Origin of the sequence: Streptomyces sp. NPDC001093 (assembly GCF_040298985.1) — a bacterium.
Taxonomy (GTDB): domain Bacteria; phylum Actinomycetota; class Actinomycetes; order Streptomycetales; family Streptomycetaceae; genus Streptomyces.
In genome coordinates this window covers 34,984-52,254 of the sequence record NZ_JBEPBF010000069.1, presented here as the reverse complement: position 1 = coordinate 52,254, position 17,271 = coordinate 34,984, and the positions used below count along the sequence as shown (strand labels likewise).

Genomic DNA, 17,271 nt, shown 5'->3' with positions numbered 1-17,271 from the left:
GCTCGCCGCCGGGCCCGCGCCGGGACTGCGGTGGAAGGTGCGCGGGCTGCTGCGGCGTGCCGCGTCGCGGTCCGTCGTTCGAGGGTCGCCTTCCGTGTTGCTCCACTGGACCAACTTAGGTCTGTTTATGTGCCGAATAGCCCATCAGACACGCCGGTGGGAAGAGCTTGGTCGGGCGTTCGAAGCTCCCGCGAGCCGCCCGGCGCGGACGCCGTAAACTGGTGGATCGGCCAGTGTCGGTCTCTGGCCCCTGGCAGCCCCTGGCCCACTCATCTACGGGAAGTCGCAACGTGTCGCTCACGATCGGAATCGTCGGCCTGCCCAATGTCGGCAAGTCGACCCTGTTCAACGCCCTGACCAAGAACGACGTGCTGGCGGCCAACTACCCGTTCGCCACGATCGAGCCCAACGTCGGCGTGGTCGGCGTGCCCGACGGCCGCCTGGCCAAACTGGCCTCGATCTTCGGCTCGGAGCGCATCCTTCCGGCCACGGTCGACTTCGTCGACATCGCCGGTATCGTGCGCGGCGCCTCCGAGGGCGAGGGCCTCGGCAACAAGTTCCTCGCGAACATCCGGGAGTCCGACGCGATCTGCCAGGTCATCCGTGCCTTCAAGGACGAGAACGTCGTACATGTCGACGGCAAGGTCTCGCCCAAGGACGACATCGAGACGATCAACACCGAGCTGATCCTCGCCGACCTCCAGACGATCGAGAAGGTCCTGCCCCGTCTCCAGAAGGAGTCGCGGATCAAGAAGGACGTGGCTCCCAAGGTCAAGGCGGTCGAGGAGGCCAAGGAGATCCTGGAGAAGGGCGACACGCTCTTCGCGCACGGCATCGTCCAGGGTTCGGAACGCGCCGAGCTCCTCCACGACCTGCACCTGCTCACCACCAAGCCCTTCCTCTACGTCTTCAACGTCGACGAGGACGAACTGATCGACGAGGACTTCAAGAACGAGCAGCGCGCCCTGGTCGCCCCCGCCGAGGCGATCTTCCTCAACGCCAAGCTGGAGGCGGACCTCGCCGAGCTGGACGAGGAGGAGGCGCTGGAGCTGCTGGAGTCCGTCGGCCAGCACGAGCCCGGCCTCGCCACCCTGGCCCGCGTCGGCTTCAACACCCTCGGCCTGCAGACCTACCTCACGGCCGGCCCCAAGGAGTCCCGCGCCTGGACGATCAAGAAGGGCGCCACGGCCCCCGAGGCGGCCGGCGTGATCCACACCGACTTCCAGAAGGGCTTCATCAAGGCCGAGGTCATCTCCTTCGACGACCTGGTGGCGACCGGCTCGGTGGCCGATGCCCGAGCCAAGGGCAAGGCCCGCATGGAGGGCAAGGACTACGTCATGCAGGACGGGGACGTGGTGGAGTTCCGCTTCAACGTGTGAGCGCACGGAACAACACCACGGTGGCGCCCTGGTGAACAGGCAGGTCAGACGGGGTCGGCTCTTCCGGGAGCCGGCCTCTTTCGCGTGCGGTGGTGGGGCAGCGCTCTTCTGCCTGCGGCATGGCCGACGGCCTTGCCCGGCTGCCCCGACAGGGCGGCCTGAAATCGCTTCGCCCGTGCTCGCCTCGTCCGGTACCGTCGCGGGGTTGTTTTCACCGAGAGCAGGTTTCGTCATGGCATGTCGTATCAGTGAGCTCGTGCTCGGTTGCCGCGACCCTGAGGTGCTGGCGCGGTTCTGGTGCGAGGTCCTGGACTTCGTCGTGCTCGATCGCGAGGACGACGGCACGTTGGAGATCGGGCCGCGCGAGGGGTTCGGTGGTCCGCAGCCGACGATCATCCTCAGTCGCAGGGATGAGCCGGAGAAGGGGAAGTCCCGGCTGCACATCGACGTCAACGCCACCGACCGCGATCAGGACGCCGAGCTCGAGCGCCTTCTGAAGCTCGGTGCGCGCCGCGCCGACATCGGCCAGACGGGGGAGGAGCAGTGGCATGTCCTGGCCGACCCCGAGGGCAATGAGTTCTGCCTGCTCAAGGCTCGTCTCAACCCGCTCTGATCGGGCTGTGGGTGAGGTCTCCTCGGGTCGGTGCGACCTGGCGGGACGTCCCGGAACGGTCACCTGGGGCGTCGGGAGCGCATTCCGCCGTGTTCACCCGAGGGCGGTCGGTGCGGTCTCCGCGGCTGCCATGACCGTGCGTGCCTGGTGTTCCACCTGATGGTGCACGGGCACCCGGCGCAGCCGCAGGGCCTTCTCGAAGTCCCTGCACCATGCGGTGAAGAGTTCGTCCAGCTCGCGGTGCAGACCGGGGGCGGCGGGGTCGTCCGCCGCCCTCAGCAGGCGTAGCAGCAGACCCGCGGCGCGCAGCGGCTGCCGGCGGGCCACGATGTCGAGGGCGCAGATCTGGGCTGTCGTCAACGGCGGCGGACCGTCGGCGTGGGCTGCCTCGGCCGCCTGCCGGGCCAGCGGTTCCCAGGAGTCGGCGACCAGGTCGTACAGGCCGTCGGCCATCCACTCCAGCACGCGTCGGGGCGGGTTGTGCGGGGCCGGTGGGAGGAAGGCGCGTGCCTTGTCGAGGACGGCGGTCACCTGCCGTCCGCCCTCCCGTACCAGCCCGGCCAGCTCGCGCAGTGCCGGAGCGGGCTCCGGGTGCGGGGAGAGGTCGTCGGCCATGTCGGTCGCCCACATGGGCACTTCGACGATCGCCGTGACGCCGCCGTACCGTGCGGGTGCGCACCAGGTGGACAGCCCGATGTTCGCGGACCCGGCCGCCAGGCGGTCGGTGCTGTCCGGCGGAGGCAGGACGTAGACCCCGGGGCCGGGGTTCTCCCAGTACAGGGCGTCGAACGTGCCGTGCTGGACCGGGATGCCGAGGTCCGCGGCGGACATGCGGAAGGGTACGGCGAGTTGGGGCAGGTCGTGGGTCAACTGCACCCAGCTGCCGCCCGCCTCGACGCCGTGCAGGGAGCACTGGAGAAACGGCCGCAGTTCGTCGATCACACGGAACAGCGCCCGGCTCTCCGGGAGGTGCCGTGACTCGATCGGTGCCCACTCCGGCTGTTCCGCCGCGACAGGGCGGTAGGCGGTGCGGTAGTAGGCGTCCAGGGTGTGGTCGGGGCCGGCCGTCGCCTCTTCGATTCCCGGGCTCAGCGCGGCGCCGTCCGGGTCCAGGCACAGGACGATGTCCCAGGTCACGACGGAGGGGTCGGTCGCCGCGGAAACCCGGTCGCCGCGTGCCACCTGCTCCGCCAGCGCCAGCGCGGTCGCGCCGCCGACCGGCTCGTCGGGGTGCGGTCGGGCGACCACCAGGATGTGGCGCGGCCCGTGCCCCACGGACAGCATCAGGATCGGACGGCCCGCGCGGGACGTCCCGATCCGGCGCAGGCGGCCGGCTCCGGGAAACCGGGAGACCAGCTGCCGCGCCGACTCGGTGACCTCTGCGACCGTGGGGAAGCGGTCCATCATCCGCGTCCGCTCAGGCGCCGCCGATGCCACCGCTGTCGCTGGTGGTCTCCTTCGGGGAGTTGGGGCTGAAGAGACTGGGGAAGAGGACGGTGCACCCGATACGGCGGCCTCGGATCAAGCCGGAACACCGGGCGTGAGGCCATGGACGGTACGCGGAGCACCGCGGACGTCGCCACCCGCAGCTGCGACCGCCCGACCCGGACATCGTCCAGGCGATGACGGACCTGACCACGGCCGGGTACGTGGAGGATGCCGGTGCCGCGCCGCCGGCCGAGGTCCCCGAGCGGGAACGTGAGCGTTACAGCCGCCGCACGGGACCTGGTGGCGTGGCCGTCCCGGCCGGCGTACCTCAGGAGTCCGGCCCCTCGGCTGATCCGGTGCTCTCGGGTACGACGTTGTCGGTGACCCACGCCCGGATCGCCTGCCGGTCCTCCTCCGTCAGCGGCATCTGCTCGTTCGCGCACAGCGTGTAGATGTTGTCGACCCAGGCATCGGCCAGGGCTTCGGCGGTGGCCTCATCCGTCAGCTTCTGCTTGGCGTAGGTGAGTCCCTTGATGACAAAGCTGATCGCGCTGCGCGGGACCGGCGTGCCCTGCAGGTCCGTCTGATCGCGCACCCGCTTGGACGTCTCGGTGAGGTGGAACGGATGCTCCTGCAGATCCTCGGCGAGGACGCGGAAGAGGGTGCCGTATGCCTGTGACGGCAGTGCGGGTACGCCCGTCACGGTGCGCACCCGTTGGAGGAAGGGGTCGCGCTCGAGCCGTTCGTCGCTCGGTGTGCCGTCCGCCGGGCGGAGTGCCGGATCGACCACGTAGCCGGCTCCGCCGGGTTCGTACCGCAGATCGTGCAGGTGGCGTTCGACGAAGGCGCGGAACGACCCCGCGCCGTACCAGCCCGATGTCTTGATCTCCGGGTCGACGGCGAGTGCCGCCTGCGCCGCGCTCGAGGCCGCGAGCGGGCGGGGGTTGCGCCGGACGGCATCGCGGATCGCCACGGCGACGGCTTCGACATCCCCGCTCGGCTCGGCCTGTGCCCGCTCGCCGGCGAACTCGCGGGCCGGCGCGGAGGAAGCCCTGAGCGGCGCGGGAACGTAGTCCAGCGCCGTCTCGGCCGATTCGGACGTCTCTCCGAGGATGGCCGCGACGAGTTGTTCGGGTGTCACCAGGGTGTCGCAGTTCGCGCGCAGGGCCGGGGCGCTCAGTCCTGCCGTCACCACCGTGGTCCACCGGTCCTGGGCGCGCAGCCGCCGGAGCACGGGGGTGAAGTCGGCGTCGGCCGACATGATGACGAACTCGTCGTAGCGGGTCTGGTTCGCGAGCGCGTCCATGATGTCGAGCACGATATGGATGTCGGCGCTGTTCTTGCCCTGGGCGGTCAGGGTCGGGCAGTCGATCGCTCGGAACCCACTGCTCGTGAAGACGGCCCGGTACGGGCTGAAGGGTCCGGGATTGAGATAGACGTTCCGCACGAGAAACCGGCGGGCGTGATTCCCGGGCGGAGCCGCCGCGGTGTCGCTCCCTGCCTCCAGCCAGTTCATCCATTGCGTCGGGTGTGTGGCGAAGGCTTCGGCGGCCTCGCCGGCGAACTTGCGCAGGCCGAGATAGATGTTGTCGAAGTCAACGAATAGCGCGGCCTTTCGTGGCTCGGTGCCGCCGCCATGCGCTGTCGTGCCCAACTGCTCACCTCCGGTGGACGGCCGAGTGGCTCAGCGTAGCGGCGTGGTCACAGGGGCGGTAGTGCTTCAACTCGACCGGACGGTAGGTCAGTTGGGAGGCCCGAGGCTCACATCCCCGTCACCCGGGCCACCGTGAACGGCGTGGTCGGTGTCCCCTGCCCCATGGGGCCGCCCTTGTCGAACTGGGAGCGGACGACGAGCAGGCCGCGGTGGGTGTGGGCCAGGGTGGTGGGGATCTGGAGGTCGGTCGTGGTCAGTGTGCGGGTCAGGCGGGCCTCGGTGCCGTCGGGGGAGAGGTGCCAGCGGGTCAGGGTGTTGGTCCGGTTGTGGGCCGCCCACAGGGTGCGGTGGGACAGCTCCAGGCCGTCGCCGTTCACCAGGTCTCCGCCGTGCAGGGTGACTTGGCGGACCGACCCGTCGGTCACGTCGACCCGGTACAGGCCGCCGCCGGTCATGTCGACCACGAACAGCAGGCGCCCGGTGGGGTCGGCGACGATGCCGTTGAGGGCGTAGGCGTTCGGCGCGTGCGGGGGGACGGCGCCGCTCAGGTCGAAGTGTGCGGCCAGCGGCGCGCTGCCGCCCCGGGCCACCTCGGCGGGAGTGACCCGGTAGACCACCGGGCGCACGCTGTCGGTGGCGTAGGCGGTGCCGTCGGCGCCGATCACGAGGTCGTTGATGAAGCGCGGGTCGCCCTCCGGTACCTGGAAGCGGGCCAGCAGGGAGCGGTCGCGCAGGTCGTAGACGTCGATCCCGGTGGTGTGGTCGATGACCCACAGGCGGCCCGCGCGGTCGGCCTTCAGCCCGTTGGCCGTCGTACGGCCGTCCGCGCCGGCCGGCAGGAAGACGTCGGCGGCGCGGCTGCCGGCGGCGGCCCGGTAGATCGCGCCGGTCGTGAAGGAGCCGACGTACGCGTCGCCCGTGCGCGGGTCCAGGGCGATGCCCTCGGGGTAGGCCCGGGCGTCCGGGAGGGTGAAGGCGGTGGAGATGCGGGGACCGGCGGCCGCGGTGGCCCGGGGTGCGGCGAGGGCCACGGTCGCGGCGGCGGCGCCGGTCAGGAAGGTGCGGCGGTGGATCGAACGGGACACGACGGTGCCTCTCGGTTCGGCTGCTCACTGCAGGACGAATGCAAAGCTACATTAGAGCTCTAATGCTTGCCAGTGCATTAATCACCATCAGGGCCTTCATCCTTGCCCAAGCACTAATCTGGGCCGGGTGACCTCCATGCCCGCGTCCGAGCGCCTCGGCTCCCACCTCAAGCGGGCCGAGCAGGCCCTCAACGCCACGAAGACTGCGGTCCTCAAGCCCGCGGGCCTGACCGTCGCCCAGTACGCCGCGCTGCTCCACCTCTCCGGCAACCCCGGCATCTCCGCCGCGGCCCTGTCCCGGCTGTGCGGGGTCACCCCGCCGACCATGAACACGGTCCTGAAGAACCTCCAGGACCGCGACCTGATCACCCGCAGCCCGCACGAGTGGCACAAGAACGTCCTGGAGACCCGCCTCACGGACGAGGGCCGCGCCGTCATGGCCGAGGCCGACACGGCCGCCGTACGCGTCGAACGGGCCCTCGCGGCGGAGTTCACCGACGCCGAGCGCGAGGCGCTGACCGGGCTGCTCGCCCGCTGCGTCAGAGTCCTGGAGGAACAGCGCCCGGGAAGCTCATGACGGGCTCCGGCGCCGGATCCGTCACCCAGCCCGCCACCAGCACGAGACGCGACTCGCGGTCGACGGCGAGGAAGCCGAAGGGGCGGTCGAAGACGGCCCGGACGACCGTCGACTCGTAGCGGTACTGCGGCGGGGCACCGCCCGGCGCCGCCATCACCGCGGTCACCGCCGCCGCGCGGAAGCCGAGCGCGCCGAACTGGGCCAGCGCCGACTGGCGGGCCGCGCCGATGGCGAGCGGGTAGTCGCTGATGCCGGGGAAATGGGCGTGTCGCGCATCCGTCGCCGCCGTCAGGCCGAACAGCCCCGCCAGGGCGAGCAGATCGTGGTCGGCGCGCACCTCGTACGCCACCGTCCGCACATCCAGCGTCAGCGGCGTCGGCTCGACGGCCGGCTGCTGCTCCACGTACAGGCCCGGCCCCACATGCCCGTGCGGCAGCGCGCCGCCCCCGGTCAGCGGCAGCGCCCGCTCGACGATCCCCACCCCGGCCGTGAGTACCTGGCCCGGGTTCATGTGCTCCTCCCCGAGGACCAGATGGACGTCGATGCCGTTGTCGCCGGGCACCGTCAGCGCGGTGACGAAGCCGTCCGCGGTGCCCGTCACACCCACCCGGTCCGGCCGCACGCTCCGCCGGTGCAGGCCGCGCAGCGTACGCCCCTGCCAGGGTCCGGAGCCGGGCCGCAGCGGCAGCTCGCTGAACGGCTGCCGCCAGGTCGTGCGCAGCGCCAGGGCACTGGCCAGCACCATCCGCGTGTCCCGGGTCAGCGTCACCGGCATGCGCTCCACCAGCCCGCCGGTCCGCTCGGCCGCCCAGGCGTCCAGCCGCTCCTGCGCGGTGACGAGGTCGTCCCCGAACACCCCGTACGTCCCGGCCGGCAGCCCGGCCCGCCACTCCTCCCGCAGGGTGAGCGCCTGGTGCGTCCACAGGCCGAGCGCCGCGTCCAGCCCGGACACCGACGCGAGCGCCGCCGACAACTCCCGTGCGGCACCGGCCGCCTGATCCGCCGGCAGGCCGAGAGCCCCGCTCAGCTCGGCCCGCGCCGGGCCGGCGGCGCCGTCGGCCAGGAAGGCCAGCAGGGGCCAGACCCCGGGCGCGGAGAAGGCCGTCCCCTCCGGCAGGGCCTGCGCCCAGCGGGCCGTCAGCCCGTTCACCCCACGGACCGTCTCGGCGGTCACCTTGCTCACTGATCGTCCTTCCACAGGGCCTTGCTCACTCGTCGTCCCACGGATCCTCCGGCTACCCCGGGTGCTCCGGGAACGGCAGCGGATCCGTCACCCACCCCGCCGCCAGCACCAGCCGCGAGTGCCGGTGCAGCGCGAGGAAGCCGAAGGGGCGGTCGAAGACGGCGTTCACCCGCCGCCTCACATGGCGCAGTTGTGGTGGCATCCCGGCCCCGTACGCCCCCACCATCGTGACCGCCGCCGCCTGGAAGCCCAGCGCCCCGAACCGCGCCAGGGCGCTCTGTGCGGCCGAGCCGACGGCGAGGGGGAAGCCGCTGATCCCCGGGAAGTGCCCCTGCCGGGCGTCCCGTGCCGTGGTCAGCCCGAACAGCTCGTGCCGCTGGAGCAGATCGTGGTCCGCCGTCACGTCGTACGCGGCCGTCAGCACGTCCAGGACCGGCGGGGAGGGGGCCGCGCAGCGCTCCTCGACCACCCGCAGCCCGGGGCCCACCTCCCCGTACGGCAGCCGGGAGCCCGGTACGACCGTGCGCGGCCGGTGCAGCAGGTCCACGCCCGCGCCGAGCACCCGGCCCGGCGCCGTCCCCTCCTCGCCCAGCAGCAGATGCACGTCCAGCGCGTCCGTGCCGAGCACCTTCAGTTCGGTGACCCGGCCGTGCGGGGTGTCGGCGACGCCGACCCGGTCCGGCAGGGTGCTCCTGTGCCGCAGGCCCAACCGCTCGGTGGCGGCCCAGGGTTCGTACGCCGTCTCCAGCGGAACCTCGTCGAAGGGGCTGAGCCACCGGGTCCGCACCGTCAGCGCCCCGGCCAGCACCAGCTCGGTGTCCTTGTCCAGCGTGGCCGGCATCCGGTCGATCAGCCCGCCGGTACGGTCCGCCGCCCAGGCGTCCAGCGCCCGCTGGTCGGCGCCGGTGTCCCCGGTGAGCACGCCGTGCGCCTCGGCGGGCAGCCCCGCCTCCCACGGCGGGACGAGCTCCACCGTCCGTTTCGTCCACAGGCCGACGGCGGAGCCCACACCGGGCAGGGCGCCCAGCGCGCCGAGCAACTCCCGTGCCGCACCGGCTGCCTGATCCGCCGGCAGTCCGAGGGCCTCGCTCAGCTCGGCCCGGGCCGGGCCCGCCGCGCCGTCCGCCAGGAAGGCCAGCAGCGGCCAGACCCCGGCCGCCGAGAAGACCGTGCCGTCCTGCGCCGACGCGGCCCACCGCTTGGTGAGCCCGTTCACCGCCCGGACGACCTCGTCGCCCACCCGGTTCCCGGGCAGGGTGTCCCCCCTCATTCCGCCCCCCGTTCGTGCCCCGCTCACCATGCCCTGTCTGTCGCACGTCGGCCCGGTCACGGCCTCCACCGGTCCCGCGCGCTGCCGCCGCCCGCCCCAGGAGCACGGTACCGGTGTCCACACCGCTGTCTTGCAGCCCCACCAGCCACAAGGGCCATATCAGCCAGGCCGCCAGGAGACCGCCCTCGGCCTGATCGAGCCGCACCGGTCGGTCACCGTACGGAAGGCCTTGGGCCTGGCAACGCCCCCGGCCCCGGGGTGCCGCCGGTGTGGCCACGGCGCCCAGGTGTGAGCACAGTCCAGGTGTGAGCACGGCCGTGTGAGCGCATCTATGCATCTATAAGGAGAAAGTGCCTGGGTAAAGCCTTCCCGTGCCCCACGTAATCACATCGGGTGATTCTCTGGCCCTTGCTTGCGTGGCACAACCCACGGTTGCCAGGCTGTTGCTGTCTGTACAACCTGATGGGAGCGGCCAGTGACTTTCGGTGAGCAGCCGGCGTACCTGCGTGTCGCGGGTGATCTCCGCAAGAAGATCGTCGACGGTTCACTGCCGCCTCATACCCGCCTGCCCTCGCAGGCCCGCATCCGCGAGGAGTACGGCGTCTCGGACACCGTCGCGCTCGAGGCCCGCAAGGTGCTGATGGCCGAGGGGCTGGTCGAGGGCCGCTCCGGTTCGGGGACGTATGTGCGCGAGCGCCCGGTGCCCCGCCGCGTGGCCCGCTCCGGATACCGCCCCTCCAGCGGTGCCACGCCCTTCCGGCAGGAGCAGGCCGACGCCTCGGTGCGCGGCACCTGGGAGTCCAGCAGCGAACAGGCCGAGGCCGGGGCGGCCATCGCCGAGCGGCTGGGCCTCCAGGTCGGCGACCGGGTCATGCGCACCAAGTACCTGTTCCGGGAGGCCGGCGAGCCGATGATGCTCTCCACCTCGTGGGAGCCCCTCGCCGTCACCGGCCGCACCCCGGTGATGCTGCCCGAGGAGGGGCCGCTCGGCGGCATGGGCGTGGTCGAGCGCATGCGCGCCATCGACGTCATCGTGGACAACGTCACCGAGGAGGTCGGCGCCCGTCCCGGCCTCGCCGAGGAACTGCACGTGCTCGGCGGCGTCCCCGGCCACGTGGTCCTGGTCGTCCACCGCACGTACTACGCCTCCGGCCGCCCGGTGGAAACGGCCGACGTGGTCATCCCGGCGGACCGGTACCGGGTGGCTTATCACTTGCCGGTGAGGTGAGGAGCGCCGACGGCGGTGCCGGTGGGGGCGCGGGGCGGGAACGGGTGGTTCGGCGGGAGTGCGGGTGCGGGTGGCCGGCCCGCGAGTGCCGGTCGGCCCAGGAGCGTGGGTCGCGGGGTCGAAGTGCGGGGCGGCACGGGTGGTCCGGCGGGGCCCGGGTGGCGGGCGGCGGTCGGCCCGTGAGTGCCGGGCGGCGGCGAAGTGCGGGTCGGGAATGGGTGGTCCGGCTGGAGCGCGGGTGGTGGGCGGTCGGCCGGGGAATGCAGGGCGGCGGGGTTGGAGCGGGCGGTGTTGCGGGGCGCGGGTGGTGGGTGGTCGGCCCGTGAGTGCCGGGGCGGTGGGGGTGAAGTGCGGGGCGGGGATGGGTGGTCCGGCCGGAGCACGGGTGGCGGGCGGCCGGCCCGGGAGTGCCGGGCGGCCGGGTTGGGGCGGGTGGTGCTGTTGGGTGGGCGGCCTGGGAAGTGCCGGGTGGTGAGGTGCGGTGCCGTGGGGCCGCAGGTTCTTGAGCGCGGGGTGGCGGGGCCGTGGGGTCGTGACGGTGGGGCCGTATGTGCGCGACGGCGGGGCCGTGGCCGTCGGGGCGTTCGCTGGACGCGGTGATGGGCGGGGCGGCCAACTCCAGCCGTAATGGGCTCGCGTCTGGCGCGGATCTGACAGTCGCTCCGCCTGGCCGTGCCCACCGCCGCACCCGCCCTGGCCGTCGGCGCCCCTTGCGCGAGGTTTGACCTGCTGTGCGCCCCCTGAGTGAGGTAGCGCACACCCTCGCTGCGGTCCGGTGAAGGGCGGGCGGTCGCGCGTTCTGTGTCCGGGCCCCGGCCGTCGCCGTAATCCGGCCGTTTTCCCTGGTGACCAGGGGTCACACGGATATGCCTCCGACTCGGGACAGCGGCGCTCACGACGGCGCATTCGCATCCGTGCGCCCCCTGCGTTCTGGCTGGTTGCATACCTCTTTGTGAAAAGGCGTGTTCGCTGCGTAAAGGTTGGGCGTACGCTCGGGCATATGCGTATTGCGGTTTCCTTAGGCGGGGCACGGCGGGGGCCCGGGACAGGAAGCGGAGGCTGGTGGGGTGGTGCGAGAAGGAGCGGCGCGGGCGGTGGGGACCATGAGTGAGGGGACGGTCTCCCTGCCCTGGATCGTGATACGGCAGGACGACAACGGCAATCGCTACCGCGTCGGCCGCTACGCGACCCGCGCCGAGGCCCAGAAGATCGCCGACAGCCTCGACGACCGGGGACACAAACAGCTCTACTGGGTCGAGCGCATCGGCCAGAACGGGGACGGCGCCCGGAACTGACACGGGGACGGTGCCGGCCACCCCGGCCCTGGCGCCTGCAACTGACACGGGGAGACGTGCCCCAACTGACCTGGCGCGCCCTCCCGTAGGCTCCGCCCCATGACGCCCATGACACCCGGCACACCGCTGAAGGACCGGATCGTGGTGGTGGGAGCCGCCCTCCTCGACGGCGGCCGACTGCTCGCCGCCCGCCGCAGCGCACCCGCCGACCTGGCCGGCCGCTGGGAGCTGCCCGGCGGCAAGGTCGAGCCGGGCGAACGGCCCGAGGACGCCCTGGTGCGTGAACTGCGCGAGGAACTCGGCATCGAGGCCGAGGCGGTCGAGCGCGTGCCCGGCCAGTGGCCGCTGCGGGCGCCGTACGTCCTGCAGGTGTGGACCGCCCGCCTGCGCCCCGGCTCCCCCGCGCCGAGGCCCCTCCAGGACCATGACGAACTGCGCTGGCTGACCCCGGACCGGATCTGGGAAGTGGACTGGCTCGACCAGGACGTCCCGGCGGTCCGTGAAGTCTCACCCCGGCTCATCAGCGGCCCGCACTGAGCGCCTCCTACGCCGTTCGTGCCACTGTGCGCCCTCCCGCGCGGTACTGCCCCCTGGATATCGGGTATGTGCCCATTAACCCCACGAAACCGGACATGGGTAGGCTCACTGGCCTGGGAAGTGATCGGCGTGATCGACACCGATGGCGACTGCGCCGAGTGGACCTTTCCCGCGGAACCGGGTGCCGTGCGCACCGCCCGCGCCGCGGTCCGCGGCCAGTTGCACGGCTGGCACCTCGACTGCCTGGCCGATCTCGCCGCGTTGCTGGTCAGCGAGCTGGTCACCAACTCGCTGCGGCACGCCACCGGCCCCATCGGCGTACGGCTCGTACGTCCCGCCGGGCTGGACGACGCGCTGCGGGTGGAGGTCTCCGACCCGCTGCCCGACCCGCCGCGCGAACGCGTCGCCCGCGACGAGGACGAGGGCGGGCGCGGTCTGCAACTCGTCGCGGGCTCCTCGCGTCGTTGGGGCACCCGGCCCGGCGCGAGCGGAAAGACCGTCTGGTTCGAACTGACGGTGCCGGGGTGAGCCGGAAGCATCCGGGGGGCACGGGGGTGTACAGCGGGTGGCGGTGCGTCCATCGTGCGCCGCGGGCGCGCCGCCGTCGCCGCGGTGCGTGATTCGAGGGCGTGTTCCCTGGTTAGAAGAGTGGAAGTGTTGTCACGGACCGGTCCGAAAAACATCTGGACCGAGCTGTGATCGTGAACACCGTGTCGTGCGGCGCCGTAGTGCTGGATACTGCGGGCAGCCGCTGTCGGTGACCGGTGCCGGGCGCGGTGAGCTGGAGGGGACGGTTCGCGTGAGCGAGATACCAGCGAAGGCCACGGAGTCCGAGGACCCGTCGGACGGCGCGAGGAACCAGGCCGCGGAGGCCGCCGCACCCGGCGACGCCATGTGGCAGAGCAGTCCGCCCGGTTCCATCTACGACTACATCAAGGTCGCGTCCTTCTCCATCAGTCCAGGCGGGCTGGTCGACCAGTGGAGCCTGCGCGCCGAGCAGCTCTTCGGCATCCCCGCCGCACGCGCCGTCGGCATGGACCCGATAGAGGCCTTCATCGACCCCGACCTGCGCGAGCGCGGCCAGCGCAAGATGGCCGAAATCCTCGACGGGCGGGAGTGGACCGGGGTCGTGCCCTTCCGGATGCCGGACAGGGCGGACGGCGGGCGCGGCGAGGAGGGCCTGGCCGAGGTCTACGTCATGCCCACCCGGACCGCCGAGGGCGACAAGGCCGCCGTGTGTATCGTCGTGGACGTCCGCACCCTGCGCAGCATGGAGACCGATCTGGCCGCCTCCCAGGCCATCTTCGGTCAGTCCCCGTTCGGATTCCTGCTGATCGACACCGATCTGAGGGTCCGTCGGGCCAACGAGCGCTTCGCCTCCACCTTCGGCGGCACCCCGGACGACCACCGGGGCAAGGGCGTCCACGACTATCTGCCGCGCGGTGAGGCCGAGCGGGTTTCGGCCACCCTGCGGCGGGTGCTGGACACCGGCCAGTCCATCACCGACATGCATGTCACCGGTCACGTCCCCGGCTCCGAGGAACGCCGGCACTGGTCCGTCAACCTCTACCGTGTGCACAGCGGCAGCGGCCGGCCCATCGGTATCGCCTGGCTCGGCACCGACATCACCGCCCGCCGGGCCGCCGCCCGTGAGGCCGCCGCCGCCCGGCGCAACCTCGCCCTGCTCAACGAGGCCGGCGCGCGCATAGGGAACTCCCTCGACCTGGAGACCACGGCCCGGGAACTCCTCGACGTCGTCGTCCCCGGATTCTGCGACCTCGCCACCGTCGACCTCTACCAGGGCCTGCTCACCGGCGACGAGACCCCGCCCGGACTCACGGACGGCAGCGCCGAACTGCGCCGCGTCGCCTTCGCGAGCGCCGTCTCCGGTGCGCCCTTCGCCGTCGCCGGCGAGCCCGTCGAGGTCGGCGCGGTCCACCACTTCCCCTTCAACTCGCCCTGCGCGGACGCCCTGCGCACCGCCCGGCCGCAAGCCGTACCGCCCGAGGAGGGCGGGCTCGTGCAGTCCACGCTGGCCGTGCCGATGGTCGCCCACGACACGGTCGTCGGCCTCGCCCAGTTCGCCCGCACCAAGGGCAGCGAGCCGTTCGGCGACCGCGACCGGGACCTGGCGGTGGAGCTGGCCGCGCGCGCCGCGGTCTGCATCGACAACGCGCGCCTGTACCGCCGGGAGCACGAGCGGGCGCTGATACTGCAGCGCTCGCTGCTGCCGCCGGGCGACCCCGAGGCCTCCGGGCTGGACATCGCCTGCCGCTATCTGCCCGGCAACGCCGCGACCGAGGTGGGCGGCGACTGGTTCGACGTGATCGAACTGCCGGGCCACCGTACGGCGTTGGTGGTGGGCGACGTGATGGGGCGGGGTCTGCGGGCGGCGGTCGCGATGGGTGAACTCCGCACCGCCGTACGGACGTTGGCGCTGCTGGATCTCGAACCGGCCGAGGTGCTCTCGGCGCTGGACGAGATCGCGCGGGGGCTGGGCACTCCGGGCGGGGTGCAGCAGGCGACGCGCACGGCACGCCAGCCCCGCGACGCCGACCTCTCCGAGGTCTACCTCGCGACCTGCGTGTACGCCGTGTACGACTCCGTCACCAGACGCTGTACGTTCGCCAACGCGGGCCATCTGCCACCGGTCCTGGTCGAGCCCGGTGAGCCGGCCCTGATGCTGGACGTGCCGCCCGGCATGCCGCTGGGAGTGGGCGGCGAGCCGTTCGAGGAGGTCGAGGTCGAGCTGCCGGAGGGCGCGCTGCTGGCGCTGTACACGGACGGCCTGGTCGAGTCCCGCGACCACCCCCTGGACGAGGGGCTGCAGGCGTTCGTCGGCGCGCTCACCGATCCCTCCCGCCCGCTGGAGGACGTCTGCGACCACGTCCTCAACACCCTCGACACCCACCACGGCGAGGACGACATCGCGCTGCTGATGGCGCGGGTGCAGGGGCTGCCGGCCGAGTCCGTCGGCGACTGGACGCTGCCGCGTGAGCCGCGGAGTGTGGGGCGGGCGCGGGAGTATGCCCGGGGACAGCTGCTGAGCTGGGACCTGGAGCCGCTCGTCGACACCACCGAACTGCTCGTCAGCGAGCTGGTCACCAACGCGCTGCGGTACGGCGAGGGGGAGATACGGCTCCGGCTGCTGCTGGACCGCACCCTGGTCTGCGAGGTGTGGGACTCCGGGCTGGTCCAGCCCCGGCGCCGACGGGCCCGGGACACCGACGAGGGCGGCCGGGGGCTGCAGCTGGTGGGGTTGCTCAGCGCGGCCTGGGGCTCGCGCCGGACGCCTCGCGGCAAGACCGTGTGGTTCGAGCTGCCGCTCCCCGGCGGAGAGGCAGGCCTCACCGACCCGGCGGAGGCTCTGCTGAGCCTCTTCTGACACCGGCCACCCGGGGCTCGGACCTGGACGGCCCGATCGGCCGGGCAGCTGCTCAGAGGCTGCGGCGGGACCGTGTTTCCGGGCCGCCGTAGCTCGCCGGTGGCCCGCCGTCCGGGTCCTCGGCCAGGAGGACTCCGCCCAGGACCGCAGCGGCCAGGCCCGGTGCGTCTCCGTCGGCGCCCGTGTGCGGGTTGCCGTGGGCCCGTACGTTCTGCTCGGCCAGGTCCCGGGCCTCGCGGGCGATGGCATCGGCCTGGCCGGCGTGACCCGCGCCCAGTTCGCGTGCCGCCTCCGCCAGGCGGACCCGCGCCTGTGGGCCCACCGCACCCCGGTGCACCGTGACGAAGTCCTCCGCCCCGGCGACGGAACTCCTCGCCACGAGCAGCGCAGCGGCGGCCGGCGCACCTGCGCGGCCCGTCTCCAGCCGCTCCACCGCCCGCGCGATCCGGCGCAGGGCGTCCAGCGGGTCGTACGCGCCCGCCGTCAGCTCCTCCCGTACGGCGGCCAGCACGCCGTCCGCGTGGGCCAGCCGGGCGTGCAGCTCACCGCTGGTCAGCGGAACCACAACGCCCCCTTTCCGGGCCGCCGCGATCTCCGCCTCCGCGCCGGTCAGCGCGGCCGGCACCAGCTCCGCCGCCTCCCGCAGCTCCGCGGCGAGCCGCTCCACCCCGGTGACCAGGACGTCGGCCTGGGCCACCGCGCCCTCGGCGGCGCGCAGCTGCCCGGCGGCCCGCGCGCCGTCGCCCGCGTCGGCCGACTGGCGGGCCTCGTTGAGCCGCGAGGTGGCGAACACCAGCCGGTCCTTGGCCTGTTCGAGGTACCCGGTGACGGGCGCGACGGCCGCGGGAGTGCAGCGGTCGCGCAGGGTGGCCAGGGTCTCCTCGGCGGCCGGCGTCCGCCCCGTCAGCTCCCGGAACCGCCGCTCGGCGACCTCCAGCGCTCCGGCCGGCTCCGGCTCCTCCAGCCGCCGCAGCCGGTCCAGCGCGGGAGCCTGGGCATCCAGCCGGCGCCCCGCCTCCGCGCACCGGCCGACCACGCCGACCAGCGCCTGCCGCCGGGCCACGTCGTCCTCCGGGACCCCCTGCTCGTACCGACGCCAGATCGCGCACGCGGCCGCCAGCTCGGTCTCGGCGGCCCGCAGCGCGTCGACGAAGGGCTCGGTGTCCGTTCGCGCGAACCGCTCCTGGACGAAGGAGAGTTCCTCCCGGCTCGTGCGGACACAGTCGTCGGCGAGGACCAGCGCGGCGCGCGCCTGGCGCTCGGAGTCGGCCGGAGTGGGCGCGGGCGGGGCGACGGAGACGATCCCGGGGGTCGTACGGGTACGGGCGCGGCGGGTGCGGCGCAGGTAGCCGTATCCGGCCAGCCCCACGGCGGCGACCACCGCGATGAGGGGCAGCAGGAGGTCGGTGGCGGACGTCTCGTCCTGCTGCGGCGCGGTGGCGCTCGCGACGGTCCCGGCGGGCGTCACGGGAACCGGATCTTGCGCACCGCCCGTCATCACCGGCAACACCAGCCACCCGGCCCCGACCACGACACCCACCACGGCATGCGCCACCCGCACCCATATGTGCGCCTTGGCGCGCCGGGGCCGGCCGCGGATCGGGGAGGACGTCACATTTTGGAGCGTATGGGCAGGT

14 protein-coding genes are annotated in these 17,271 nt (G+C 72.8%); 8 read left to right on the top strand and 6 right to left on the bottom strand.

What is annotated here, in order from left to right:
* Positions 1-290: 290 nt before the first annotated feature.
* Both ychF and ABT288_RS29245 read left to right on the top strand, forming a co-directional pair.
* Positions 291-1,379 carry a redox-regulated ATPase YchF gene (gene ychF / locus ABT288_RS29250; protein WP_351613782.1) on the top strand — a complete coding sequence of 363 codons (1,089 nt, stop codon included), beginning with the start codon at positions 291-293 and terminating at the stop codon, positions 1,377-1,379.
* A gap of 232 nt (positions 1,380-1,611) precedes the next feature.
* A complete protein-coding gene (locus tag ABT288_RS29245) occupies positions 1,612-1,992 on the top strand; it encodes a VOC family protein (protein WP_351613796.1) in 381 nt (126 codons plus the stop codon).
* 93 nt (positions 1,993-2,085) lie between these two features.
* On the opposite strand, the gene ABT288_RS29240 is transcribed toward ABT288_RS29245, so the two are convergent.
* The 3 genes from ABT288_RS29240 to ABT288_RS29230 form a co-directional block, all read right to left on the bottom strand.
* The gene (locus tag ABT288_RS29240) at positions 2,086-3,396 is read right to left on the bottom strand and encodes a M14 family zinc carboxypeptidase (protein ID WP_351613793.1); all 1,311 of its coding nucleotides are present in this window, start codon (positions 3,394-3,396) and stop codon (positions 2,086-2,088) included.
* Between the two features lie 352 nt (positions 3,397-3,748).
* Positions 3,749-5,074 carry an NYN domain-containing protein gene (locus ABT288_RS29235; protein WP_351613780.1) on the bottom strand — a complete coding sequence of 442 codons (1,326 nt, stop codon included), beginning with the start codon at positions 5,072-5,074 and terminating at the stop codon, positions 3,749-3,751.
* Positions 5,075-5,181: 107 nt separating this feature from the next.
* A complete protein-coding gene (locus ABT288_RS29230; protein ID WP_351613777.1) occupies positions 5,182-6,159 on the bottom strand; it encodes an SMP-30/gluconolactonase/LRE family protein in 978 nt (325 codons plus the stop codon).
* Between the two features lie 136 nt (positions 6,160-6,295).
* Here ABT288_RS29230 and ABT288_RS29225 point away from each other — a divergent pair, with 136 nt between their 5' ends.
* The gene (locus tag ABT288_RS29225; RefSeq protein ID WP_351613776.1) at positions 6,296-6,736 is read left to right on the top strand and encodes a MarR family winged helix-turn-helix transcriptional regulator; all 441 of its coding nucleotides are present in this window, start codon (positions 6,296-6,298) and stop codon (positions 6,734-6,736) included.
* Here the strand turns inward: ABT288_RS29225 and ABT288_RS29220 are convergent.
* Both ABT288_RS29220 and ABT288_RS29215 read right to left on the bottom strand, forming a co-directional pair.
* Positions 6,699-7,919 carry a serpin family protein gene (locus tag ABT288_RS29220; protein ID WP_451335045.1) on the bottom strand — a complete coding sequence of 407 codons (1,221 nt, stop codon included), beginning with the start codon at positions 7,917-7,919 and terminating at the stop codon, positions 6,699-6,701. The genes ABT288_RS29225 and ABT288_RS29220 overlap by 38 nt on opposite strands.
* Before the next feature lie 52 nt (positions 7,920-7,971).
* Positions 7,972-9,189: a serpin family protein gene (locus ABT288_RS29215; RefSeq protein WP_351613774.1), complete on the bottom strand. Its 1,218-nt coding sequence runs from the start codon at positions 9,187-9,189 to the stop codon at positions 7,972-7,974.
* A 475-nt stretch (positions 9,190-9,664) separates the two neighbouring features.
* Here ABT288_RS29215 and ABT288_RS29210 point away from each other — a divergent pair, with 475 nt between their 5' ends.
* The 5 genes from ABT288_RS29210 (at position 9,665) to ABT288_RS29190 (ending at position 15,634) form a co-directional block, all read left to right on the top strand.
* Positions 9,665-10,417 carry a GntR family transcriptional regulator gene (locus ABT288_RS29210; protein WP_351613772.1) on the top strand — a complete coding sequence of 251 codons (753 nt, stop codon included), beginning with the start codon at positions 9,665-9,667 and terminating at the stop codon, positions 10,415-10,417.
* Positions 10,418-11,520: 1,103 nt separating this feature from the next.
* Positions 11,521-11,712 (top strand): SPOR domain-containing protein, encoded by a 192-nt coding sequence (locus ABT288_RS29205; protein WP_055709733.1) that lies wholly within the window; start codon positions 11,521-11,523, stop codon positions 11,710-11,712.
* Between the two features lie 126 nt (positions 11,713-11,838).
* On the top strand, positions 11,839-12,249 hold the full coding sequence (locus ABT288_RS29200) for a (deoxy)nucleoside triphosphate pyrophosphohydrolase (protein WP_351613788.1): 411 nt from the start codon (positions 11,839-11,841) through the stop codon (positions 12,247-12,249).
* 66 nt (positions 12,250-12,315) lie between these two features.
* Positions 12,316-12,777: an ATP-binding protein gene (locus ABT288_RS29195; RefSeq protein ID WP_351613769.1), complete on the top strand. Its 462-nt coding sequence runs from the start codon at positions 12,316-12,318 to the stop codon at positions 12,775-12,777.
* A gap of 271 nt (positions 12,778-13,048) precedes the next feature.
* Entirely contained in the window at positions 13,049-15,634 is a 2,586-nt protein-coding gene (locus ABT288_RS29190; protein WP_351613766.1) for a SpoIIE family protein phosphatase, read from the top strand.
* Positions 15,635-15,686: 52 nt separating this feature from the next.
* On the opposite strand, the gene ABT288_RS29185 is transcribed toward ABT288_RS29190, so the two are convergent.
* Positions 15,687-17,249 carry a hypothetical protein gene (locus ABT288_RS29185; RefSeq protein ID WP_351613763.1) on the bottom strand — a complete coding sequence of 521 codons (1,563 nt, stop codon included), beginning with the start codon at positions 17,247-17,249 and terminating at the stop codon, positions 15,687-15,689.
* Between the last annotated feature and the right edge of the window lie 22 nt (positions 17,250-17,271).